18 protein-coding genes and 1 tRNA gene are annotated in these 17,761 nt (G+C 51.4%); 2 read left to right on the plus strand and 17 right to left on the minus strand.

Annotated elements, in window-relative coordinates:
• The first annotated feature begins 33 nt into the window (after positions 1-33).
• A complete protein-coding gene (locus FZ040_RS07725) occupies positions 34-738 on the plus strand; it encodes a tetratricopeptide repeat protein (RefSeq protein ID WP_149171457.1) in 705 nt (234 codons plus the stop codon).
• A gap of 79 nt (positions 739-817) precedes the next feature.
• Here the strand turns inward: FZ040_RS07725 and tadA are convergent, their stop codons facing one another.
• From tadA to uvrC, 6 genes are all read right to left on the minus strand, one after another.
• Positions 818-1,309: a tRNA adenosine(34) deaminase TadA gene (tadA, locus tag FZ040_RS07730; RefSeq protein ID WP_255448804.1), complete on the minus strand. Its 492-nt coding sequence runs from the start codon at positions 1,307-1,309 to the stop codon at positions 818-820.
• Positions 1,310-1,319: 10 nt separating this feature from the next.
• Positions 1,320-1,607, minus strand: coding sequence for a hypothetical protein (locus tag FZ040_RS07735; RefSeq protein ID WP_149171459.1), 288 nt, complete (start codon positions 1,605-1,607; stop codon positions 1,320-1,322).
• A 179-nt stretch (positions 1,608-1,786) separates the two neighbouring features.
• Entirely contained in the window at positions 1,787-2,755 is a 969-nt protein-coding gene (locus FZ040_RS07740; protein WP_033171278.1) for a malate dehydrogenase, read from the minus strand.
• 287 nt (positions 2,756-3,042) lie between these two features.
• A complete protein-coding gene (gene rd / locus FZ040_RS07745; RefSeq protein WP_033171277.1) occupies positions 3,043-3,204 on the minus strand; it encodes a rubredoxin in 162 nt (53 codons plus the stop codon).
• Positions 3,205-3,288: 84 nt separating this feature from the next.
• Positions 3,289-4,152 (minus strand): PHP domain-containing protein, encoded by an 864-nt coding sequence (locus tag FZ040_RS07750; RefSeq protein WP_187620281.1) that lies wholly within the window; start codon positions 4,150-4,152, stop codon positions 3,289-3,291.
• On the minus strand, positions 4,152-5,990 hold the full coding sequence (uvrC, locus tag FZ040_RS07755) for an excinuclease ABC subunit UvrC (RefSeq protein ID WP_149171460.1): 1,839 nt from the start codon (positions 5,988-5,990) through the stop codon (positions 4,152-4,154). Before uvrC ends, FZ040_RS07750 begins: the two co-directional genes overlap by 1 nt.
• Before the next feature lie 243 nt (positions 5,991-6,233).
• Here uvrC and FZ040_RS07760 point away from each other — a divergent pair, with 243 nt between their 5' ends.
• A complete protein-coding gene (locus FZ040_RS07760) occupies positions 6,234-7,604 on the plus strand; it encodes an acetyl-CoA carboxylase biotin carboxylase subunit (RefSeq protein ID WP_149171461.1) in 1,371 nt (456 codons plus the stop codon).
• A 265-nt stretch (positions 7,605-7,869) separates the two neighbouring features.
• Here the strand turns inward: FZ040_RS07760 and FZ040_RS07765 are convergent.
• The 11 genes from FZ040_RS07765 to FZ040_RS07810 all read right to left on the minus strand — a co-directional run bounded on the left by FZ040_RS07765 (position 7,870) and on the right by FZ040_RS07810 (position 17,747).
• Positions 7,870-7,954, minus strand: a tRNA-Leu gene (locus tag FZ040_RS07765).
• A gap of 64 nt (positions 7,955-8,018) precedes the next feature.
• Entirely contained in the window at positions 8,019-9,179 is a 1,161-nt protein-coding gene (locus FZ040_RS07770) for a D-alanyl-D-alanine carboxypeptidase family protein (RefSeq protein WP_149171462.1), read from the minus strand.
• Between the two features lie 116 nt (positions 9,180-9,295).
• Positions 9,296-10,675 carry a DNA repair protein RadA gene (radA, locus tag FZ040_RS07775; RefSeq protein WP_149171463.1) on the minus strand — a complete coding sequence of 460 codons (1,380 nt, stop codon included), beginning with the start codon at positions 10,673-10,675 and terminating at the stop codon, positions 9,296-9,298.
• Positions 10,676-10,693: 18 nt separating this feature from the next.
• Entirely contained in the window at positions 10,694-10,834 is a 141-nt protein-coding gene (locus tag FZ040_RS13995; RefSeq protein WP_187620282.1) for a hypothetical protein, read from the minus strand.
• Positions 10,821-13,334: an ATP-dependent Clp protease ATP-binding subunit gene (locus FZ040_RS07780; RefSeq protein WP_149171464.1), complete on the minus strand. Its 2,514-nt coding sequence runs from the start codon at positions 13,332-13,334 to the stop codon at positions 10,821-10,823. Before FZ040_RS07780 ends, FZ040_RS13995 begins: the two co-directional genes overlap by 14 nt.
• Positions 13,331-14,419: a protein arginine kinase gene (locus FZ040_RS07785; protein ID WP_149171465.1), complete on the minus strand. Its 1,089-nt coding sequence runs from the start codon at positions 14,417-14,419 to the stop codon at positions 13,331-13,333. The genes FZ040_RS07780 and FZ040_RS07785 overlap by 4 nt, the downstream gene beginning before the upstream one ends.
• Positions 14,406-14,957 carry a UvrB/UvrC motif-containing protein gene (locus FZ040_RS07790; protein WP_149171466.1) on the minus strand — a complete coding sequence of 184 codons (552 nt, stop codon included), beginning with the start codon at positions 14,955-14,957 and terminating at the stop codon, positions 14,406-14,408. The genes FZ040_RS07785 and FZ040_RS07790 overlap by 14 nt, the downstream gene beginning before the upstream one ends.
• 51 nt (positions 14,958-15,008) lie before the next feature.
• Complete coding sequence (locus FZ040_RS07795; RefSeq protein WP_149171467.1) at positions 15,009-15,461, minus strand: CtsR family transcriptional regulator; 453 nt, start codon at positions 15,459-15,461, stop codon at positions 15,009-15,011.
• A gap of 88 nt (positions 15,462-15,549) precedes the next feature.
• Positions 15,550-16,227, minus strand: a complete 678-nt coding sequence (locus FZ040_RS07800; protein WP_149171468.1) for an MgtC/SapB family protein — start codon at positions 16,225-16,227, stop codon at positions 15,550-15,552.
• Between the two features lie 159 nt (positions 16,228-16,386).
• Positions 16,387-17,283 (minus strand): metal ABC transporter substrate-binding protein, encoded by an 897-nt coding sequence (locus tag FZ040_RS07805; protein ID WP_149171469.1) that lies wholly within the window; start codon positions 17,281-17,283, stop codon positions 16,387-16,389.
• 68 nt (positions 17,284-17,351) lie between these two features.
• Positions 17,352-17,747: a biotin/lipoyl-containing protein gene (locus FZ040_RS07810; RefSeq protein ID WP_149171470.1), complete on the minus strand. Its 396-nt coding sequence runs from the start codon at positions 17,745-17,747 to the stop codon at positions 17,352-17,354.
• Positions 17,748-17,761: the final 14 nt, after the last annotated feature.

A 17,761-nucleotide genomic window follows, 5' to 3' on the forward strand; every position in this document is an offset into this window, starting at 1 on the left:
ATGTCATTATATCATGATATAGGAGGATTATTCATGACACAAGATGAATTTCATAAATTAGTCCACTTCGTAATGGAAACTCCGGCCAAACCGCCTCATTCGCTCTTTGTAGGCGGCATGGACAACTGGCATGCGCGTGCCCGTCTGGCGCATTTTCTCGCCATGGAAGGCATTGACAAGACCGAAGAGGCATTAGAACTCTTCCACAGTGTCGTCGAAGCCGAAATCGATGAGGAGAACTCGGAAGACGTCGAGGAAAAAGTATATGCCCTTCAGCGTCTCAGCATAATCGAGCGCGATGAAAAGAAAAACGACGACGCCCTCAACCACATCAATCAGGCCATTGAACTGGCAGAGTCTACGGACTTCCTCTACAAGTACATCCTGCGCGGGGAACTTTGGGCCGACCGCTGGAACCTGCTCCACGCCATGGGCATGACCAAGGAAGCCGAAGCCGAAGCCGATGAACGCATCGACTTCTACAAGGATATCCCGGTAGACCACAACAGCTATCTGTACTATGGCTACCGCTTCAAAGCCCAGCTTTCCGCCGAACGCGGCGTTACGCTGGTGGCCAAGGACTACATGCACATGGCCATCCACTCCATGGAAATTCCGGCTGCCTACGAAGCAGGACTCGAAAAAGCCTTTGCCGCTACGCATGACAACGCTTCGTGGATTCTCAGCGAAGTCGATAAAGCAACGCCGAACCCGGAAAAACTGCACTGGGATATATAAACCATACAGCTAAAAAAATAGCCTTCCCACTCGGGAAGGTGCCCCGTCAGGGGCGGATGAGATAGATTTGTCTCATCCGTCAGACTTCGTCTGCCACCTTCTCCACAGGGGAAGGCTTTTGTTTTGCTGCCTTGCGCTGCTGACGGCGCATTTTGAAGAACCGTTTCATAATATCGGCACATTCCTGTTGCAAAACGCCCGCGGTAATCTCCGGACGATGATTAAGCGTCGGATTTCCAGGGATATTAAACACCGATTCGCACGCACCGGCCTTGGCATCCGTACTGCCATAGACCACGCGGTCCACCCGGCTCATAACAATGGCCCCGGCACACATCGGACATGGCTCAATCGTCACGTAGAGGGTCAACCCCGATAACCGCCATCGCCCCAAGTCTTTACAAGCCTGTTGGATGGCAATGAGCTCGGCATGAGCCGTAGCATCATGCCATTTTTCCCTCATGTTATGCCCACGCGCCACAACGGTGCCGTTCTCATCCACAAGAACGGCACCGATAGGCACTTCTTCGTCGTCATAGGCTAACTGCGCTTCTTCCAGCGCCAGTCTCATATACTTCTCGTCATCCAGCGTCGTGTATCTTCCCTTCTGCTTTACTCAAATCTACCTCGTTCTGATAGAACAGTGACTGTGTTGGCCGAGCCCTCAACTCCAATCGATAGGCATTCGGTACTCCCGGCCCTGCTTCATTTTCCGGACGCGCTTCCTTTTCTATTTCGTGGTTGAGTATTTCCGCGAACTGCTTCTTGTTCTTTGGATTGTCCTCATACCCTTCCTTGCGTTCGAAAAACTTTCCAATTCCTGACTCAACAGGTTTCAAAGCGGATACCCGCGCAACGCGGTCTACCATAGCAAACACCTCCTCGGTGTATTTCTGCTAATGCAGTCAATATTACTCTACAATTTATATATCGTCAACTTATCACTAAAAATTAAGTCTTTTGACCTATTTTTTCAAAAAAAAGACCTGTGCAATCCTTGCACAGGTCTTTCTTATATCACTGCTATGGCAAATTAGCAAAACAGCGCTTATTTCAAAGCGTCACCAAGTTTGGAATTAGTGTTGCGGGCAGCAGCTACGCTCTCATCGAACTTAGCTTTCTCATCGCCCTCGAGTTTGTACTCGACAATCTTCTCCATACCGTTTTTGCCGAGGACAACCGGAACACCAATGCAGAGGTCTTTCTCGCCATACTCGCCATCGAGGTATACACAGCACGGCATGAGCTTCTTGGAGTCAAGAGCGATAGCCTCAACCATGGCAGCGGCAGCAGCACCCGGAGCATACCAAGCGGAAGTACCCAGCAGACCCGTCAGCGTAGCGCCGCCAACTTTCGTCTGAGCAACAGCGTCATCGAGCTGCTCTTTGGACAGGAAGTTCGTGACCGGAATGCCGCGATACGTAGCAATGCTCGTAAGCGGGACCATCGTCTTATCGCTGTGGCCACCGATAACCATGCCATCGATGTCCGTCGGCGTAGCCGGATAGCCTGCTTCCTGCAGAGCCTTGGACAGGAAATAACGGAAACGGCTGCTGTCAAGCATACCGCCCTGGCCAATAACGCGGTTGCGCGGCAGTTTGGAATCTTTGAGCGTCAGGAACGTCATCGTATCCATCGGGTTGGAAATGATGATGAAGATGGCATTCGGAGAATATTTAACAGCCTGGTCAACAACGCTCTTAACGATTTTAGCGTTGACACCGATAAGCTCTTCACGAGTCATACCCGGTTTACGCGGCATGCCGGAAGTGATGACAACTACATCAGAACCAGCCGTCGGAGCATAGCCGTTCTCATCCCCGATTTCAGCCGTTACACCAACGACCGTCGAATCAAAGTTCAGCATATGAGCCGTCTGCATGATATCCATAGCTTTGCCTTCGGCAAATCCTTTTTTGATATCCACGAGCATAACCTCGCTGCAGAAATTCTTGACTGCGAGAACATTTGCGACGGTAGCACCTACATTACCTGCACCAACAACTGTTACTTTCATAATAAATTGCCTCCTTATAATTTGAAAACGGCCTGTCCATTTACCATAACAGAAACCGCTTTCGGAATGCCTTTTATCATGAATCACACTTATGATTCATTACGTGTAAATTATAACAAAGTCGGTTGTAAAAATCAATCTTTTTCCTTTAGTTTTTTTATTTTATCATAAATTAAGATTATATTTTTAAGACCTGCTAATAAGTAGTCAGACAACAAAAGAGACCCCTTTCTAAATAGGGTCTCTTTCCCGTCAACAGTATGCAAAATCCACTAAAAACTATCACATCAGGACTGCTCTTCAAAGTCCTCCTTGCCGACACCACAGAGCGGGCAGACAAAATCATCCGGAAGCTCTTCAAACGGTACGCCGGGAGCCAAATCGTAATCCGGATCGCCCTTTTCTTCATCGTAAATCCAGCCACATACGGTGCAAACCCAAGTTTTCATAATGCCCCTCCTAACAATACAAATAGAATCATCTCTATTAGGAAGGGTTCGCCCTGTTTAAAATGAAATCCTGCCAAAGAAAAATTAAATTATGCCGCAGCGCCGTTTGACTCCGGCAAAGAACTCATACGGCACCGCCATATTGCCCTCAATACCAGTTCCCATGGCCACGTCCGGACGGTTGGCACCATGAAAATCAGTGCCGCCCGTAGGCATCAAATCATATTTTTCAATCATATAGCCAGCAAACGCCGCATCATCGTCCGAATAATTCGGATAGAAGCGTTCCATGCCATTTAAGCCCATGCTGTGTAGGTGCAGAATCGCCGTCTCCTGTTCCTTGCGCGTCAGCCCTTTGAGACCGATTTCTTTATGGAAATGCGCCAGCGACGTCACGCCTCCAGCTTCCCGTATACGCGGCAAAGCTTCTTCGGCCGTGATATTCACATCGAGTCCCAGCGCCACAGCTGCGGGGTCAAGATAGTTATCCCAAAGTGGTTGGGCGCGGTCATAAAGATGAAGGGAAACCAAATAACGCATGATTGCATACCGGTCGATGGAACGCCCCTGAGCAAATTCTCTTACCTTATCCAGAGAAATATCCACGCCCTTGTGCGCCACAAAATCAATCATCTCCGGAATCCGCCCCTCCTTGATGGAACGGATTCGCTGGTAAATCAGCTGAAACGATGGATGATTGGGGTCAAAGCCCATGCAGACGATATGAATCTTGCGGCCGCTGTACTCTGCCGTAAGTTCCATGCCATTGATAAACTCGATGCCCTCCCGCTTGGCAGCCGCCGCGGCTTCATCGTTTCCGGCAATATTGTCATGGTCCGTCAGCGTAAACGCCGACAGGCCACATTTTTTCGCCTGTTTGGCCAATTCCTCCGGACGAAAACTGCCATCGGAAACGCGGGAATGAACATGCAAATCCACTATCTTCATTATGATTCTTTTTCCTTTCCTCGAAACTTTTCCTGTGCTAAAAAGAAATTATACACTGCTTCGGCAGCCGGCATATTCATGCCATCCACCTCCGCCAGTTCTTCCACGCTGGCCGACTTGATTTTTGCCAGCGTCCCAAAATGAGACCAAAGCGCCTGCCGCCGTTTCGGGCCAATTCCTACAATATGGTCCAAAACCGAAACCAGGTTGCGCTTGCCACGCAATTTCCGGTGATAGGTAATGGCAAAGCGGTGCGCCTCGTCGCGAATGCGCTGAATGAGATAAAGCGCCTGGCTGTGACGCGGCAGGACAACCGGCTCGGATTCCCCCTCCCGGAACACCAGCTCAAACTGCTTGGCAAGGCCTACTACCGGAACCTTTTTGTGTCCGGCCTGCTGGCGGATGATTTCCAGCGCGGAAGAAAGCTGGCCTTTACCGCCATCGATGACGATGAGGTCCGGCAGTTCCGCCTCAGGAAGTCCCACATAGCGTCTGGTGGTCACCTCACGCATCGACAGGAAATCATCGGGCTTTCCCTCAGTGCTCCGTATCTTGAAGCGGCGGTAATCTGATTTTTTCGGCAGGCCGCCTTCAAATACCACCATCGACGCGACGGTTTCACTTCCCTGTATATGGGATATATCAAAGCATTCCATGCGCTCAGGCGGATTCTTCAGCCCCAGGTAACGTCCCAGTTCTTCAACCGCCCCACGGGTCTGCGCATTAGCCTGCTTGATGCGGGCCGCTTCATCCTGCAGGTACTTAGCCGCATTACCAGCCGCCATGACCACGATATCATGTTTCGTGCCACGCTGCGGACAGACAAGCTGCACTTTGGCCCGCTTTTTCTTTTCAGACAGCCACGCCTCCATCAGCTGCCGGTCCTCCTGCGGCAATTCCCGTGGCAGGAGAACTTCCCGCGGTATAAACGCCGCCCGATGGTAATACTGCTGCAAAAACGCTGTGAGGATTGCCTCATCGCTTTCTTCTTCGCTTCCGCGCAGCAGGAAATGTTCCCGGCCAATCATCTTGCCCGCGCGGATGAAGAAAATCTGCACGACGACACCAATTTCCGAGCGCGCCATGCCGACGGCATCCTGATCGCCAGAGCCTGTCACGATATTCTGCTTTTCCGCAATCTTGCGGACGGCCAGCAATTGATCGCGCAGGCGGGCCGCGATCTCGAAATGATAAGCCTCAGCCGCCGCCTCCATGCGATATTGCAATTCCTTTTCGACTTCTTCCGTCCGCCCTTCCAAAAACAGCAGCACCGCCCGGATCATCGCATCATATTCGTCCTTCTCGACTTTGCCAGCACAAGGCGCCAGACAGCGTTTGATATGGTACTCGAGACAGGGCCGCTCCTGCAGATGCTTGCAAGTCCGCAGCGGAAACAGCCGCCGCAATAGTTTTAAACTCTCATGAACAGCTGTCGCATTCGTATACGGGCCAAAGTAACGGGCCCCATCCTTTAGAACGCGGCGCGTGATAAAGACGCGCGGGAATTCCTCCTGCACCGTGACTTTCACATAAGGATAAGTCTTATCGTCCTTGAGGCTGATATTATACCGCGGACGATGTTTCTTGATAAGGTTGCATTCCAAAATCAACGCTTCGACTTCCGTATGGGTCATGATGATTTCGAAATCCGCGATATGCGAGACCATCGCCCGGACCTTCGGCGTGTGATTTTTATTCGACTGGAAATACTGCCGCACGCGGTTCTTGAGCACCACGGCCTTGCCCACATAAATGATTTTGCCCTGGCTGTCCTTCATAATATAGACGCCAGGACGATCCGGCAGCAATTTCAATTTTTCTTCAACGATATCGGTCACACGCTCACTTCCTTTCATCTTTCTATATTACCACAAATTGGCTTTCGAATCTGTATACACCATTCATTATTCTTTTCACGCATGGTGCTTATACCTTCACTTTATCATTGACCCCCTTTTCAAATTGTGCTACAATTCATGTCATAGTTGTTTTAGCAGCAGGTTCTAATACCTGTTAATTTACAACCATACCAAATAATCGTCAATAATATAAACCTATTTGTAAATTTAGGAGGTAATCCTATGTTTAAACGCATTCTTATTGCTAACCGCGGCGAAATCGCCGTTCGTATTATTCGTGCCTGCCAGGAGCTCGACATTGAAACCGTCGCTGTCTACTCCGAGGCCGATGCCAATGCTTTGCATGTCCAGCTGGCTGACCAGGCTATCTGCGTAGGCCCGGCTGATGCTCTGGAAAGCTATCTGAACAAAGACGCCCTGCTGGCAGCTGCTAAACAGTCCCAGGCTGATGCAATTCATCCGGGCTATGGCTTCCTCTCCGAGGATGCAGACTTTGCTGAGCAGGTAACTAATGCCGGTATTACCTGGATTGGACCGATGCCGGAAACCATCCGCCTCGTCGGCGACAAAGATATCGCCCGCGCTTCCATCGCTCCATCCGGTATTCCGATGGCTAAAGGCAGCGACCCGTTGACCAGCAACGAAGAAGCTATCGAAGTTGCCAAGGAAGTCGGCTATCCGGTCATCCTCAAACCAGTATCGGGTGGCGGCGGCAAAGGCATGTGCGTAGCCCACAACGAAGAAGACCTGCGCAACATCCTCTCGATGCTCGTCGATATCACCAAGACGAAATACTACTTCGAGCATTACATCGAGCGTTCCCGTCACATCGAAGTTCAGATTGTTGCCGATAACTACGGTGAAGTCCTGCACCTTGGCGAGCGTGAATGCTCCCTGCAGCGCCGCAACCAGAAACTCCTTGAGGAATCCCCGTCGATTGCCCTGACGCAGGATATGCGCGAGCGTGTCGGCCAGCTGGCAGTAAAAGCAGCTAAGAGCGTCCACTACTCCAACATCGGTACAGTAGAGTTCCTGCTCGACCTTTCGAACAACGAGTTCTACTTCATGGAAATCAACCCGCGCATTCAGGTTGAGCACGGCATCACGGAAGCCGTCACGGGTATCGACCTTGTCCGCACGCAGATTCGCATTGCTGCTGGCGAGGCTCTTGAGTTCACGCAGAAAGATGTTCATTTCACAGGCCATGCTATCGAGTGCCGCATTAACGCCGAGGACCCGGACAACAACTTCCTGCCGTCCCCGGGCGACATCACATTCCTGCATGAGCCGAGCGGCCCGCGCGTCCGCTTTGACAGCGGTGTAACGGCTGGCCTTGCTATTGAGCCGTATTACGATTCCATGATTGCCAAGATTATCGTTCATGGCCGCACGCGCGGTGACGCTATCAAGATCATGGAACGTGCCCTGAAGGAATTCCGCATCGATGGCGTAAAAACTACGGTATCCCTTCACAAAAAAATTCTCAAAGACACCTACTTCCGTACCGGCAATATCGATACGCAGTTCATCAAGAACCGCATTGCTGTTTACGAAGCACAGGAAGAAGACAACAAAGGCAAGTACTTCGCATAAGCGATTGTTCCACTTAAAGCTGATGGTCAATGACCATCGGCTTTTTCTATTTCCGGCATAAGAAAAAGGCCCTGCATTGCTGCAGGGCTTCAAGAGGGATTAATGGTTCACAATAGGACAGGTCGTGCGCCTCTCTTATTGTTACTTTTTATTAGTTATTATTTTATAGTGTTTCGCCTGAATTGTCAACGGCAATCTTTCCCATTTTGCTGTTGACAAAAAGAAAAATCCTTCCAAAAACTGGAAGGATTTTAACCATCGATAGTGGTGCGGATGACAGGGGTCGAACCTGCACGTCGTAAGACACTGGATCCTAAGTCCAGCGCGTCTGCCAGTTCCGCCACATCCGCAAGAACGCAATTATTATACCATATTTCAGGTTTTACTGTCAAAGTTTGCGCAAGGCAATTATCCTCAAAGCCTTACCAACAGCCCTTCAAAGAGGCTAACGAGCCAGGAACCAATACTATTTCCCTTGTTTACCTTGCCAGCGGCAACATCGACACTGCCAACAGCTTTTCCATCGTATTTGATGACTGCCTTGCCAATGACTTCGCCCTCTTTTACTGGCGCTGAAACCACGCGGGGAATATCGTACGTTACCGTGTACTTTTCCGGACTTTCGTTGTTAATCAGCGGATAATCGATATCGCTTACCAGATGGGCCGTAGTCGATGCTTCTTTGCCATTCTTGACCCAGACATTCCGCGAGACACGTTCCTTGGAAATTCCCTTTACCATCGTCACATGACTAAATCCATAGTCCAAAATCTTTTCCGCATCACGGAAACGGTCATCGGGTGTTGGCGTCTTCATGAGTACAACGATAAGCTCAACGCCATTCCGTTTGGCAGCGGCGGCCAGACAACCGCCAGCAGCAGAGGTCCAGCCCGTCTTGATTCCCGTCATGCCTTTATATCGGCCCAGCAGTTTATTGGTATTTTCCACGGCCAGCTGTTTTGTCGCTGGGAACGCCCATTTGATGGTACGATTTTTCGTTCCCACAATCTCACGGAACTTGGGATTTTCCATCGCGTATCGCGCCAGCTTGGCCATATCCCTGACCGTGGAATGATGATTTGGGTTAGGCAGGCCATTTGGGTTTTCAAAATGCGTATGTTCCATCCCCAATTCCTTTGCCTTGGCGTTCATCCGGTTGGCAAAGGTCGGCACACTGCCATCGACCTGTTCGGCCACCGCCACTGCCGCTCCATTATCCGATACCATCAGCATTCCGGTGATGAGTTCTTCTGCTGTAAGCCGTTCCCCTGCATGAATATCGAGGAAACAGTCCTCCGTTCCCGACGCCTGGGGCGAAATGAATACCTCGGTGCGCGGGCCGATATTCTCAAGTCCCAGTATGCCAGTCATCATCTTGGTGGTGCTGGCTGGATAATGTTCCTCATCGGCATTTTTCTCCCAGATTACGCGTCCCGTAGATGCCTCAATCAATATGGCTGCTTGTGCCGTTACCTGCGGCTCCGCGTCACATCCCTGAGACATCGCTGCTGGCAGCTGTATCGCAAGCAGGCACACCGTAAGTATCCCTGCCATGATTCCACGAAAAACCTTCATGTCTCTATAATCCTCCCAACAAAAACTAAAGAGCCTCACTCATAAAAGAGGAAGGCTCTAATATTATAACGCTAATTCGTTTTTTTTGCCAAGGACAAATTCCCCTGTGGGAAATATCAATCCTTGGGCATGGCCAGCCGCAAGGCGTCGCGGATAGTCTCAGCCCCATACAGGTTGATTCCCGTTACCTCCCTGGCCAGCTGGCGGTAATTTTTCATCGGCAGGATTACATGCTCAAATCCTAGCCGTTTGGCCTCATTGATGCGGATATCGGCCTGTCCGACAGCCCGAACCTCCCCCGAAAGGCCAACTTCACCAAACACGATAGTCTTCGGGCGAATCAGCCGGTTGGCAAAACTCGATGCCATGGCTACACAGATGCCAAGGTCAGCTGCCGGTTCATCGATACGGATTCCGCCCGCAACCTTGACATAAACATCACAGGCACCAATTTGCAGATGAACGCGCTTTTCCAAAACGGCTAATAGCAGCTGGATTCTTTTGATATCCACCGAATCGGCGGTACGCCGCGGCGGCACATAGGGCGTAGGAGCTACCAGCGCCTGCAGCTCCACCAACAGCGGCCGGGTTCCCTCCACGGTCGGGATGATAACCGTACCACTGTCGCATTCGCGCTCGGACAAAAACATCTTGGAGGCATCGGGAACATCGACAAGTCCCACATCCCGCATTTCAAACAGCCCCAATTCGTTGGTGCTGCCAAAGCGGTTCTTTACGGCCCGCAGGACGCGATACTCGGCATTGCGCTCACCCTCAAAGTAGAGGACCGTATCGACAATATGCTCCAGCACGCGCGGGCCAGCAAGATTGCCATCCTTCGTCACATGACCAATGACAAAAGCGGCAATGCCATTGGTCTTCGCAATGCGCAGCAGCTCTACCGAACACTCCCGGACCTGGGAAACGCTGCCCGGTGCACTCTGGACCTCCGGCTTAAAGATCGTCTGTATCGAATCGATGACCAAAAGGTCCGGCTTCGTATTGGACACATGCGCCTCAATGGTTTCCAGATTGGTCTCACTGACAACCAGCAGGCTGTCGGCTATTGCCCCGAGCCGGTCTGCCCGCATGCGCACCTGCCGCGTGCTCTCCTCACCGGTCACATACAGTACCCGCCGCCCCGAACGTGCCACATCAGCACAGACCTTGAGCGTGAGACTGGATTTGCCAACGCCCGGGTCGCCGACAATCAGCACCATCGACCCTGGGATAACACCGCCTCCCAATACGCGGTCAAGCTCGCCGGAACCGGTCAAAAAACGCGGCAAATCCTCCAGCTGTACGTCACCTATCGGCTGCGGCTTCACAGCGTCGGACAGGCCAAGGCGAAGCCCGCCACTGCCCTTGACTTCGGGCGCGACGACTTCTTCCACCATCGTATTCCAGGCACCGCACCCTGGGCATCTTCCCAGCCATTTGGGGGCATCATAGCCGCATTCCTGGCAGACATATACAGTTTTCTTTTTCTTAGGCATAAATCTTCTCCAACAACATCAACGCAAAATATTCTTTATCAGCCCTTTTAGCAGACGAATAGTCCATCGTCCTAACCAGACGATGGACCATAGGAGATTGGCCGCAAAATCGAGGATTTTTCCTGACAGGCTTGCCGGTGCCAGTTTATTTCTTGGCATCTGCCTTCACCTTCCTGACTGCCTTTGGTTTCACTTCTTTTTTGATGAAGTCCAGCATATCACCATTTTTGCGGACGCAGATGGTATCCCCGGCTTTAAACCGGTGCCGCAGCAGCCGCTCTGCTATTTCATCTTCGATGTGTTTCTGCAAGGCACGCTTCAACGGACGCGCTCCATATTTGAAGTCGGTTCCCGCTTCCACGAGTTTATTCTTGGCCGATGGACTGATTTCCATCTTGATATCTTTTTCCAGCAAGCGTTTCTTTACATCCTTGAGCAGTATATCGACAATTTTCACCAATTCCTTCCGTCCGAGCGGATGAAACACCAGTAGCTCATCGATGCGATTCAGGAACTCAGGCTTAAAGATTCGTTTGACTTCACTGAGCACACGCTTGCGGCCATTTTCTTCTTCCTGCTTGGCCTCTTCCTTGTCTCCACGGACGGAAAAGCCCATCGCCTGATTCTGTTTCCGCAAAAAGCTGGCACCTGCATTGGACGTCATGATGATGACCGCATTGCGGAAGTCAACCGTACGCCCCTGCCCGTCTGTCAGCCGGCCGTCGTCGAGAACTTGCAACAGGATATTGAATACATCCGGATTGGCCTTCTCAATCTCATCGAGCAGGATGATCGAGTACGGCTTGCGGCGCACAGCATCGGTCAGCTGGCCGCCCTCCTGATAGCCGACATAGCCCGGAGGCGCACCAACCATACGCGATACGCTGTACTTTTCCATGTACTCGGACATATCAAAGCGGATGACGGCATCTTCACTGCCGAAAAGTGCTTCAGCCAGCGCCCGGGCAAGTTCCGTCTTGCCGACACCAGTAGGCCCCAGGAATAAAAACGAGCCAATCGGCCGCTTGGGGTCTTTCAATCCGGCTCTTGCCCGCCTTATTGCCTTGGATACTGCCTTTACAGCATCTTCCTGCCCAATGACACGGCGGGTGAGGATTTTCTCCATATTCAGCAGGCGCTCCGATTCCTTTGCCGCCAGCTGACGGACCGGAACCCCTGTCCACTGTGCCACCACATCGGCAATATCATCAGCCGTTACCGTAATGCGGTTATGGTCTTTCTTTTCCCAGTTGCGGCGCGCTTCATCCAGCGATTCCTTTACCGCCTGCATCTCATCGCGCAGCTTGGCCGCCCGTTCGTAATCCTGTGCGGCAATCGCCGCTTCCTTCTCCGTATGAAGTTTATCGAGCTGCTCACGGATAGAATGAACGCGGCTCGGCGGGGCAACTTTTCCCATGCGCACCTTCGATGCAGCTTCATCCATGAGGTCAATTGCCTTATCCGGCAGGAAGCGGTCCGTTATGTAGCGGTGCGAAAGATGAACCGCCGCTTCGATGGCTTCCTCTTCAATTTTCGCGCGGTGGAATTCCTCATACTTACTGCGCAGCCCCTGCAAAATGCGCACGGCATCATCGGGCGTCGGCTCCTCTACCATTACGGTCTGGAAGCGCCGTGACAACGCGGCATCCTTTTCCAGGTATTTCTTATACTCATCCAGCGTCGTAGCGCCAATAATCTGAATCTCCCCACGCGAAAGAGCCGGCTTTAAGATATTGGCGGCATCCAGTGCCCCTTCGGCGGCTCCGGCGCCTACCAGCGTATGCATTTCATCGATGAACAAAATGATATTGCCGAGCTGATGAATCTCTTCAATGACGCCTTTGAGCCGTTCCTCAAACTCGCCGCGGTATTTTGCCCCCGCCACCAGCGAAGCCATCGAAAGCGAAATGACTTTCTTGTCCTGAAGCATATACGGGACGGCACCCTCGACAATTCGCTGGGCTAAGCCTTCGGCAATCGCGGTCTTGCCTACGCCAGGTTCTCCGAGCAGCACCGGATTGTTTTTCGTCCGCCGCGAAAGAATCTGGATGACCCGCTGGATTTCCTTCTCGCGTCCGATAACGGGATCCATCTTGGCATCTTCGGCCAGCCGGTTAAGGTCACGGCCATATTTTTTCAGCAGCGGTGCGCCGCCCTCGCGGCGGCTGCGCGTCCGTCCATTGCCTTTTTCGAGCTGCGGACCATCATCGGAAGGATGCGGCATATCAATGCGCTCAAGCACCTCGTCCTGCAAGTTGTCAGGGTCGATACCCAAGCGGTTCAGCACCTCAATGGCCGCCCCCTCCGTTTCCGAGAGCAGGCTAAGCAGGATGTGTTCCGTCCCGATATAGGTATGACCGAGCGTCTGCGACTCCTCCATCGCCCCTTCCATGACCCGCTTTGCCCGCGGGGTGTAGTACGGATTATCCGATGGATATTCGGCCTCCTGTGAATCCATCGTATTGACCATTGCCATGGCGTTTTCAAAGGTGAGTCCTAACGCATACATTGCCTGCGCTGCCACACCATTGCGCTCATGCAGCAAGCCGAGCAGGATGTGTTCGGTACCGATATAGTCCTGCTGCAAATCCTGCGCTACATATTGCGCAAACTCCACCGCTTTAATGGCACGATTGGTAAAGTGATTTCGGTAATTCATGATTTTTCCTCCGAGCTCATGCGATGCCCGCCAAGTATTTCCCGTACCTTGCGCGCTCTGAGCTGGTCGATTTCGATTTTGGACATATTCTCATTTTCTGCCAGATTTTGCAGGAAACTGCGATGGCTGGCAATGAGGATATCCGCGTAACAATCTGCCTTTACTTCATGAATAAGTTTCAAATCTATCCCAAGGCGAACCTTGGACAAGAGCTCCATGGCCTCGCGTTCGGAAAGCATGCGCGCATAGGCCAGCGTGCCATACGCCCGCCAAACCTCATCAGCCAGCTGCTCTTTGCGGTAAAGAGCCAAAGCCTTGCGCGCCCGGCGCTCATGGGCAACGATTTCCGTTACGGCACTCTTCAGATTGGCTATGAGCTCTTCCTCCGAGAAACCTAACGTCAGCTGATTGGAAATCTGGAATAAACTGCCGACCGGCTCTTTGTCATCTCCATACAGAGCACGGACGGCCAGCCCGAGCTGCGGGGAAATATTGATGATACTGCTGACATTGCGGGTAAACACCAGGCCGGGCAAATGAAGCAGAACCGATGCCCGCAGCCCCGTTCCCAGATTCGTCGGACAGGACGTCAGATAGCCCATCTTCTCATCAAAGGCCATATCCAGCCTGGATTCTATGAGGTCATCGAGCGTAAAGGCCGTGCTCATCGGCAGATCGAGATTGAGTCCCGGCGCCCAGCACTGAATGCGCAGGTGGTCTTCCTCATTGATCATGATGCTAATGCAGCGGTCATCGGACACATAAGTCGCACGGTATTGTGGATTCTTGATGAGATTATCGGTAATCAGCTGCTTTTCGATCAAAACCTCCCGCTGAAGAGGCGACAGCCGTTCGACATCCACGCGGTCAAATGGCATCCCCATCGACTTTTCCAGTTCCGGAAGTACTTCATCGGTAGCGACCAGCACCTGCGAAAGCTGGTTCATATCCGCCCGATTCGGGAAAGGAACCCCTTTGAGATTGCGGGCCAGGCGTATGCGGCTGGCCACTACTACATCGCCATCCGTGCCGCCACTCTTCAGCCAGGTAAGTTCACTGCTGCGCAGCAAATCATTGATTGCCATCAGCCACGCCTCCTTCCTGGACTTCTATCTTTTTCTCGAGACTGCGGATTCTGTCACGATACTCCGCGGCCTTTTCGTATTCTTCCCGGGCTACGCTGTCCTGCAGCTTTTGGCGCAGCAAACCGATTTCATGCTTGATTTCCAGGGTGCTGCCACTGCGATGCGGTATCTTGCCACGATGTACGCTCGAGCCATGGATGCGCCGCAGCATCGGTTCAATCTGCTGGCGGAACGTATTATAGCACTCGGCACAGCCAATCTTTCCCGTCTGCTGAAAATCGCGGTAGCTCATGCCACAGTTTGGGCATACGAGCTGGTTCTGGTCGAGCGTCCGTTTCTCGCCGCGCTCAGCGGCACTGCTGAAAATGCCCTTGAGGAAATCATCCATCGATACACTGCGGCCCTGCTTCGCTGCCGGGACAAATTCCCCATAAGCTGCCGCACATTTTTCACATAAATTTTTTTCAATCCGTCCATCCGGCCCAATCTGGGTGATATGGACTACCGCTTCGTTGCGTCCACAATCATCACATAACATCCGGAATCCCTCTTTTCTATGGTAAACTATTTCAAGATACTATCATTCCGCTCAGGAAAAATTTTCCAGGGTCAGGAACATGGATTTTAACAAGTGAACCCGTTCCTCAGCCGTTACATGCTCCGATTGATAGGCAAAGACTACCACCTGCATCATCAATGCCGCTTCGCGATTCGTAATCATCTGATGCTGGAGCAGATAATGCACCATGGACTGCACCATTGGCATTTCCGTATCCTTATCAATCTTATCGAGCATGTCCTGGTAAACCATATTGCGCGTAGGCACCTGTACGATGCGGATAAATCCGCCCAAGCCACGGCGCGATTCCACGACAAACCCCTTATCCTGCGTGAACCGTGTCGACAGCACATAACTAATCTGCGACGGGGCACAGGAAATCTCATCGGCAATATCCGTGCGCCGTAGCTCTACTTTGCCATCCTGTTGGGCTGCCAGCTGCCGCAGGATATACGCTTCAATTAAATCTGCGATATTGCTCACAATAATCACCTTCTATAAAAATTGACCATTTGACTTTTATTCTATTATAACGCCATTGCGGAGTTTTTGCCAAGAACAAATTATGCCATCAGCGCTTCTCTACCCACAACACCGTATCCAAAGAATTGAGATAGTCAATTATATCGATGACTGCCGCTTCCTTTTCAAAGAGCAAATCCATTTTGAGAATCAGATAGGCACTGTCTGTCCCCAGTCCTTCACCATTTTCCTGCACACTAAAACGCCCGACCTTTAACTGAAATGCCTCCAGCTTCTTGTGAATGCGCTTCAGCTCACCAGGATTGTTGACGAGACAGATTTCTACCGCTGTTTTCTTTCTGTGTTCAAAAAAATCATCGATATGCGTCAAGGCATTCAACGCCACAAAAACAAATGCCGTGGTAAACAAAGCCTCAATGTATAAGCCAGCGCCCACGGCCAGGCCTATACCTGCCACTATCCACAAGCAGGCAGCAGTTGTCAGGCCAGTAACCGTCAGCCCCTCTTTCATAATCGCCCCTGCCCCCAAAAAGCCCATTCCGCTTACCACTTGCGCTGCAATTCGGGCAGGGTCGCCATTGCTCTTATCTTCCATGCTCCAATACATAGCCAGTGAAAGCACCATCATCAAGCAGGCGCCCATTGACACGATTAGATTGGTACGAAGCCCGGCCGACTTTTTCCTGGACTGCCTTTCATAGCCAACGAGTCCTCCTAATATAGCTGCCAGTGCCAGCCGAAAAAGAATTTCATATTCTGGAACCATATCCATCCCTCCTATAAAAAAAGCCCCAGACATCGTTCGACAACGTTGTCTGGGACCTCCAATTCATTGGTCAGTCTCCAACCGAGATGAAAAATAATACATATATTGTAAATAACCGAATGGAATCTGTCAAATTCAGCTAAGCCAGCAGCTCTGCTTTTATTGTAATGCCTCTTTGAGCACTTCCATGTTCTTTTTCATCGTATTGATATAGGCATCCATAGCTTCCGGTGTTGCCTCACCAGTTACCACGGGGTCAAGCGTGTAAATCCTTGCGCCCGTCTCTCGCGCAATCGTTTCCGCCGCCGCTGGCGAATACTGTGGTTCGGTAAAGAGAACTTTCACCGGCAATTTCTTTACCTTGTCAATGACCTGCTCAAGTTCCTGCGGCGTCGGTTCCGTCCCAGGCTCTCGTTCAATCACATCCACCAGGTTCAGCTTAAACTCCTTGGCAAGATACGGGAACGCCTCATGGAACGTCACGATATCCTTATGAGGCAAATCGTCGAGCTGCTCGTGCATCTCCTTGCGCAGTGCCTCAAGCTTCATGACGTAATCCAACGCATTCTTGCGGTACTGATCCTTATGCGCGGGGTCAGCCTCGCAGAGCTGAACGGTGATTGCCTTTACCTGGTCAATCGCATAAGTAACCGACGTCCACACATGCGGATTATCTTCTTCGCCATCTTTTAGCAGCTGGATGTGGTCATACTTAGATGCTTCGATTATCTTTAACTTCTTATTCTGCTTAGCTGCCTTGTCGAGGAAGCTTTCCATACCAGCACCACTAGCGACCAGCACGTCGGCTTTCTCAAGCACCTTCATATCCTCCGTAGTCAGCTGATAGTCGTGCAGACAGCCCGTCTGCGGCTTTGTCATATTGATGACCTCAACACCATCGACATCTTTGGTGATATTGATGACATCAATATACATGGGGTAGAACGAGGTGACGATGGTAAAATTCTTCTTGGCTGCCGGCTGTGGTTTACTGCAGCCAGTCAAAACAAAACAAAACAGTAACAGCAAAGATACGATAATAACTAATTTCTTCACAAAATACTCCTTTAGCAAATAGAAAGCAAAAAAGCCTTCCCAAACGGGAAGGCCTTTTTCTCAGCAAATCAGCCAAGAATTACGAGCGAATCATGTGCTTTGACGCTCTGGCCAGCAGCAACGTTGAACGTCTTGACAACGCCATCAGCATCAGCAGCAATCTCATTCTGCATCTTCATAGCTTCGAGAATCAGCAGCGTTTCGCCAGCTTTAACAGCCTGGCCTTCGCTTGCTACGAGTTTAACGATTTTGCCCGGCATCGGAGCATCGATGGAATGCTCACCTGCGCCAGCGGCAACAGCAGCCTTAGCCGGAGCAGCTGGTGCTGCCGGAGCCGGTGCCGGTGCTGCTTTCGGTGCAGCCGGAGCTGCCGGAGCCTTCGGAGCAGCTGCAGCTGCGGATTTTACTTCCTCAACCTCTACTTCATAAGCCGTGCCGTTAACGGTGATATTGAACTTTTTCATTAAGAATTCCTCCA

Origin of the sequence: Pseudoselenomonas ruminis, from assembly GCF_008271295.1 — a bacterium.
Taxonomy (GTDB): domain Bacteria; phylum Bacillota; class Negativicutes; order Selenomonadales; family Selenomonadaceae; genus Selenomonas_A; species Selenomonas_A ruminis.

Coding starts and splice junctions, on each gene's coding strand:
- FZ040_RS07725 (WP_149171457.1), top strand. CDS start 34: ATGACACAAGATGAATTTCATAAATTAGTCCACTTCGTAATGGAAACT.
- tadA (WP_255448804.1), bottom strand. CDS start 1,309: ATGAGACTGGCGCTGGAAGAAGCGCAGTTAGCCTATGACGACGAAGAA.
- FZ040_RS07735 (WP_149171459.1), bottom strand. CDS start 1,607: ATGGTAGACCGCGTTGCGCGGGTATCCGCTTTGAAACCTGTTGAGTCA.
- FZ040_RS07740 (WP_033171278.1), bottom strand. CDS start 2,755: ATGAAAGTAACAGTTGTTGGTGCAGGTAATGTAGGTGCTACCGTCGCA.
- rd (WP_033171277.1), bottom strand. CDS start 3,204: ATGAAAACTTGGGTTTGCACCGTATGTGGCTGGATTTACGATGAAGAA.
- FZ040_RS07750 (WP_187620281.1), bottom strand. CDS start 4,152: ATGAAGATAGTGGATTTGCATGTTCATTCCCGCGTTTCCGATGGCAGT.
- FZ040_RS07760 (WP_149171461.1), top strand. CDS start 6,234: ATGTTTAAACGCATTCTTATTGCTAACCGCGGCGAAATCGCCGTTCGT.
- FZ040_RS07770 (WP_149171462.1), bottom strand. CDS start 9,179: ATGAAGGTTTTTCGTGGAATCATGGCAGGGATACTTACGGTGTGCCTG.
- radA (WP_149171463.1), bottom strand. CDS start 10,675: ATGCCTAAGAAAAAGAAAACTGTATATGTCTGCCAGGAATGCGGCTAT.
- FZ040_RS13995 (WP_187620282.1), bottom strand. CDS start 10,834: ATGCCAAGAAATAAACTGGCACCGGCAAGCCTGTCAGGAAAAATCCTC.
- FZ040_RS07780 (WP_149171464.1), bottom strand. CDS start 13,334: ATGAATTACCGAAATCACTTTACCAATCGTGCCATTAAAGCGGTGGAG.
- FZ040_RS07785 (WP_149171465.1), bottom strand. CDS start 14,419: ATGGCAATCAATGATTTGCTGCGCAGCAGTGAACTTACCTGGCTGAAG.
- FZ040_RS07790 (WP_149171466.1), bottom strand. CDS start 14,957: ATGTTATGTGATGATTGTGGACGCAACGAAGCGGTAGTCCATATCACC.
- FZ040_RS07800 (WP_149171468.1), bottom strand. CDS start 16,227: ATGGTTCCAGAATATGAAATTCTTTTTCGGCTGGCACTGGCAGCTATA.
- FZ040_RS07810 (WP_149171470.1), bottom strand. CDS start 17,747: ATGAAAAAGTTCAATATCACCGTTAACGGCACGGCTTATGAAGTAGAG.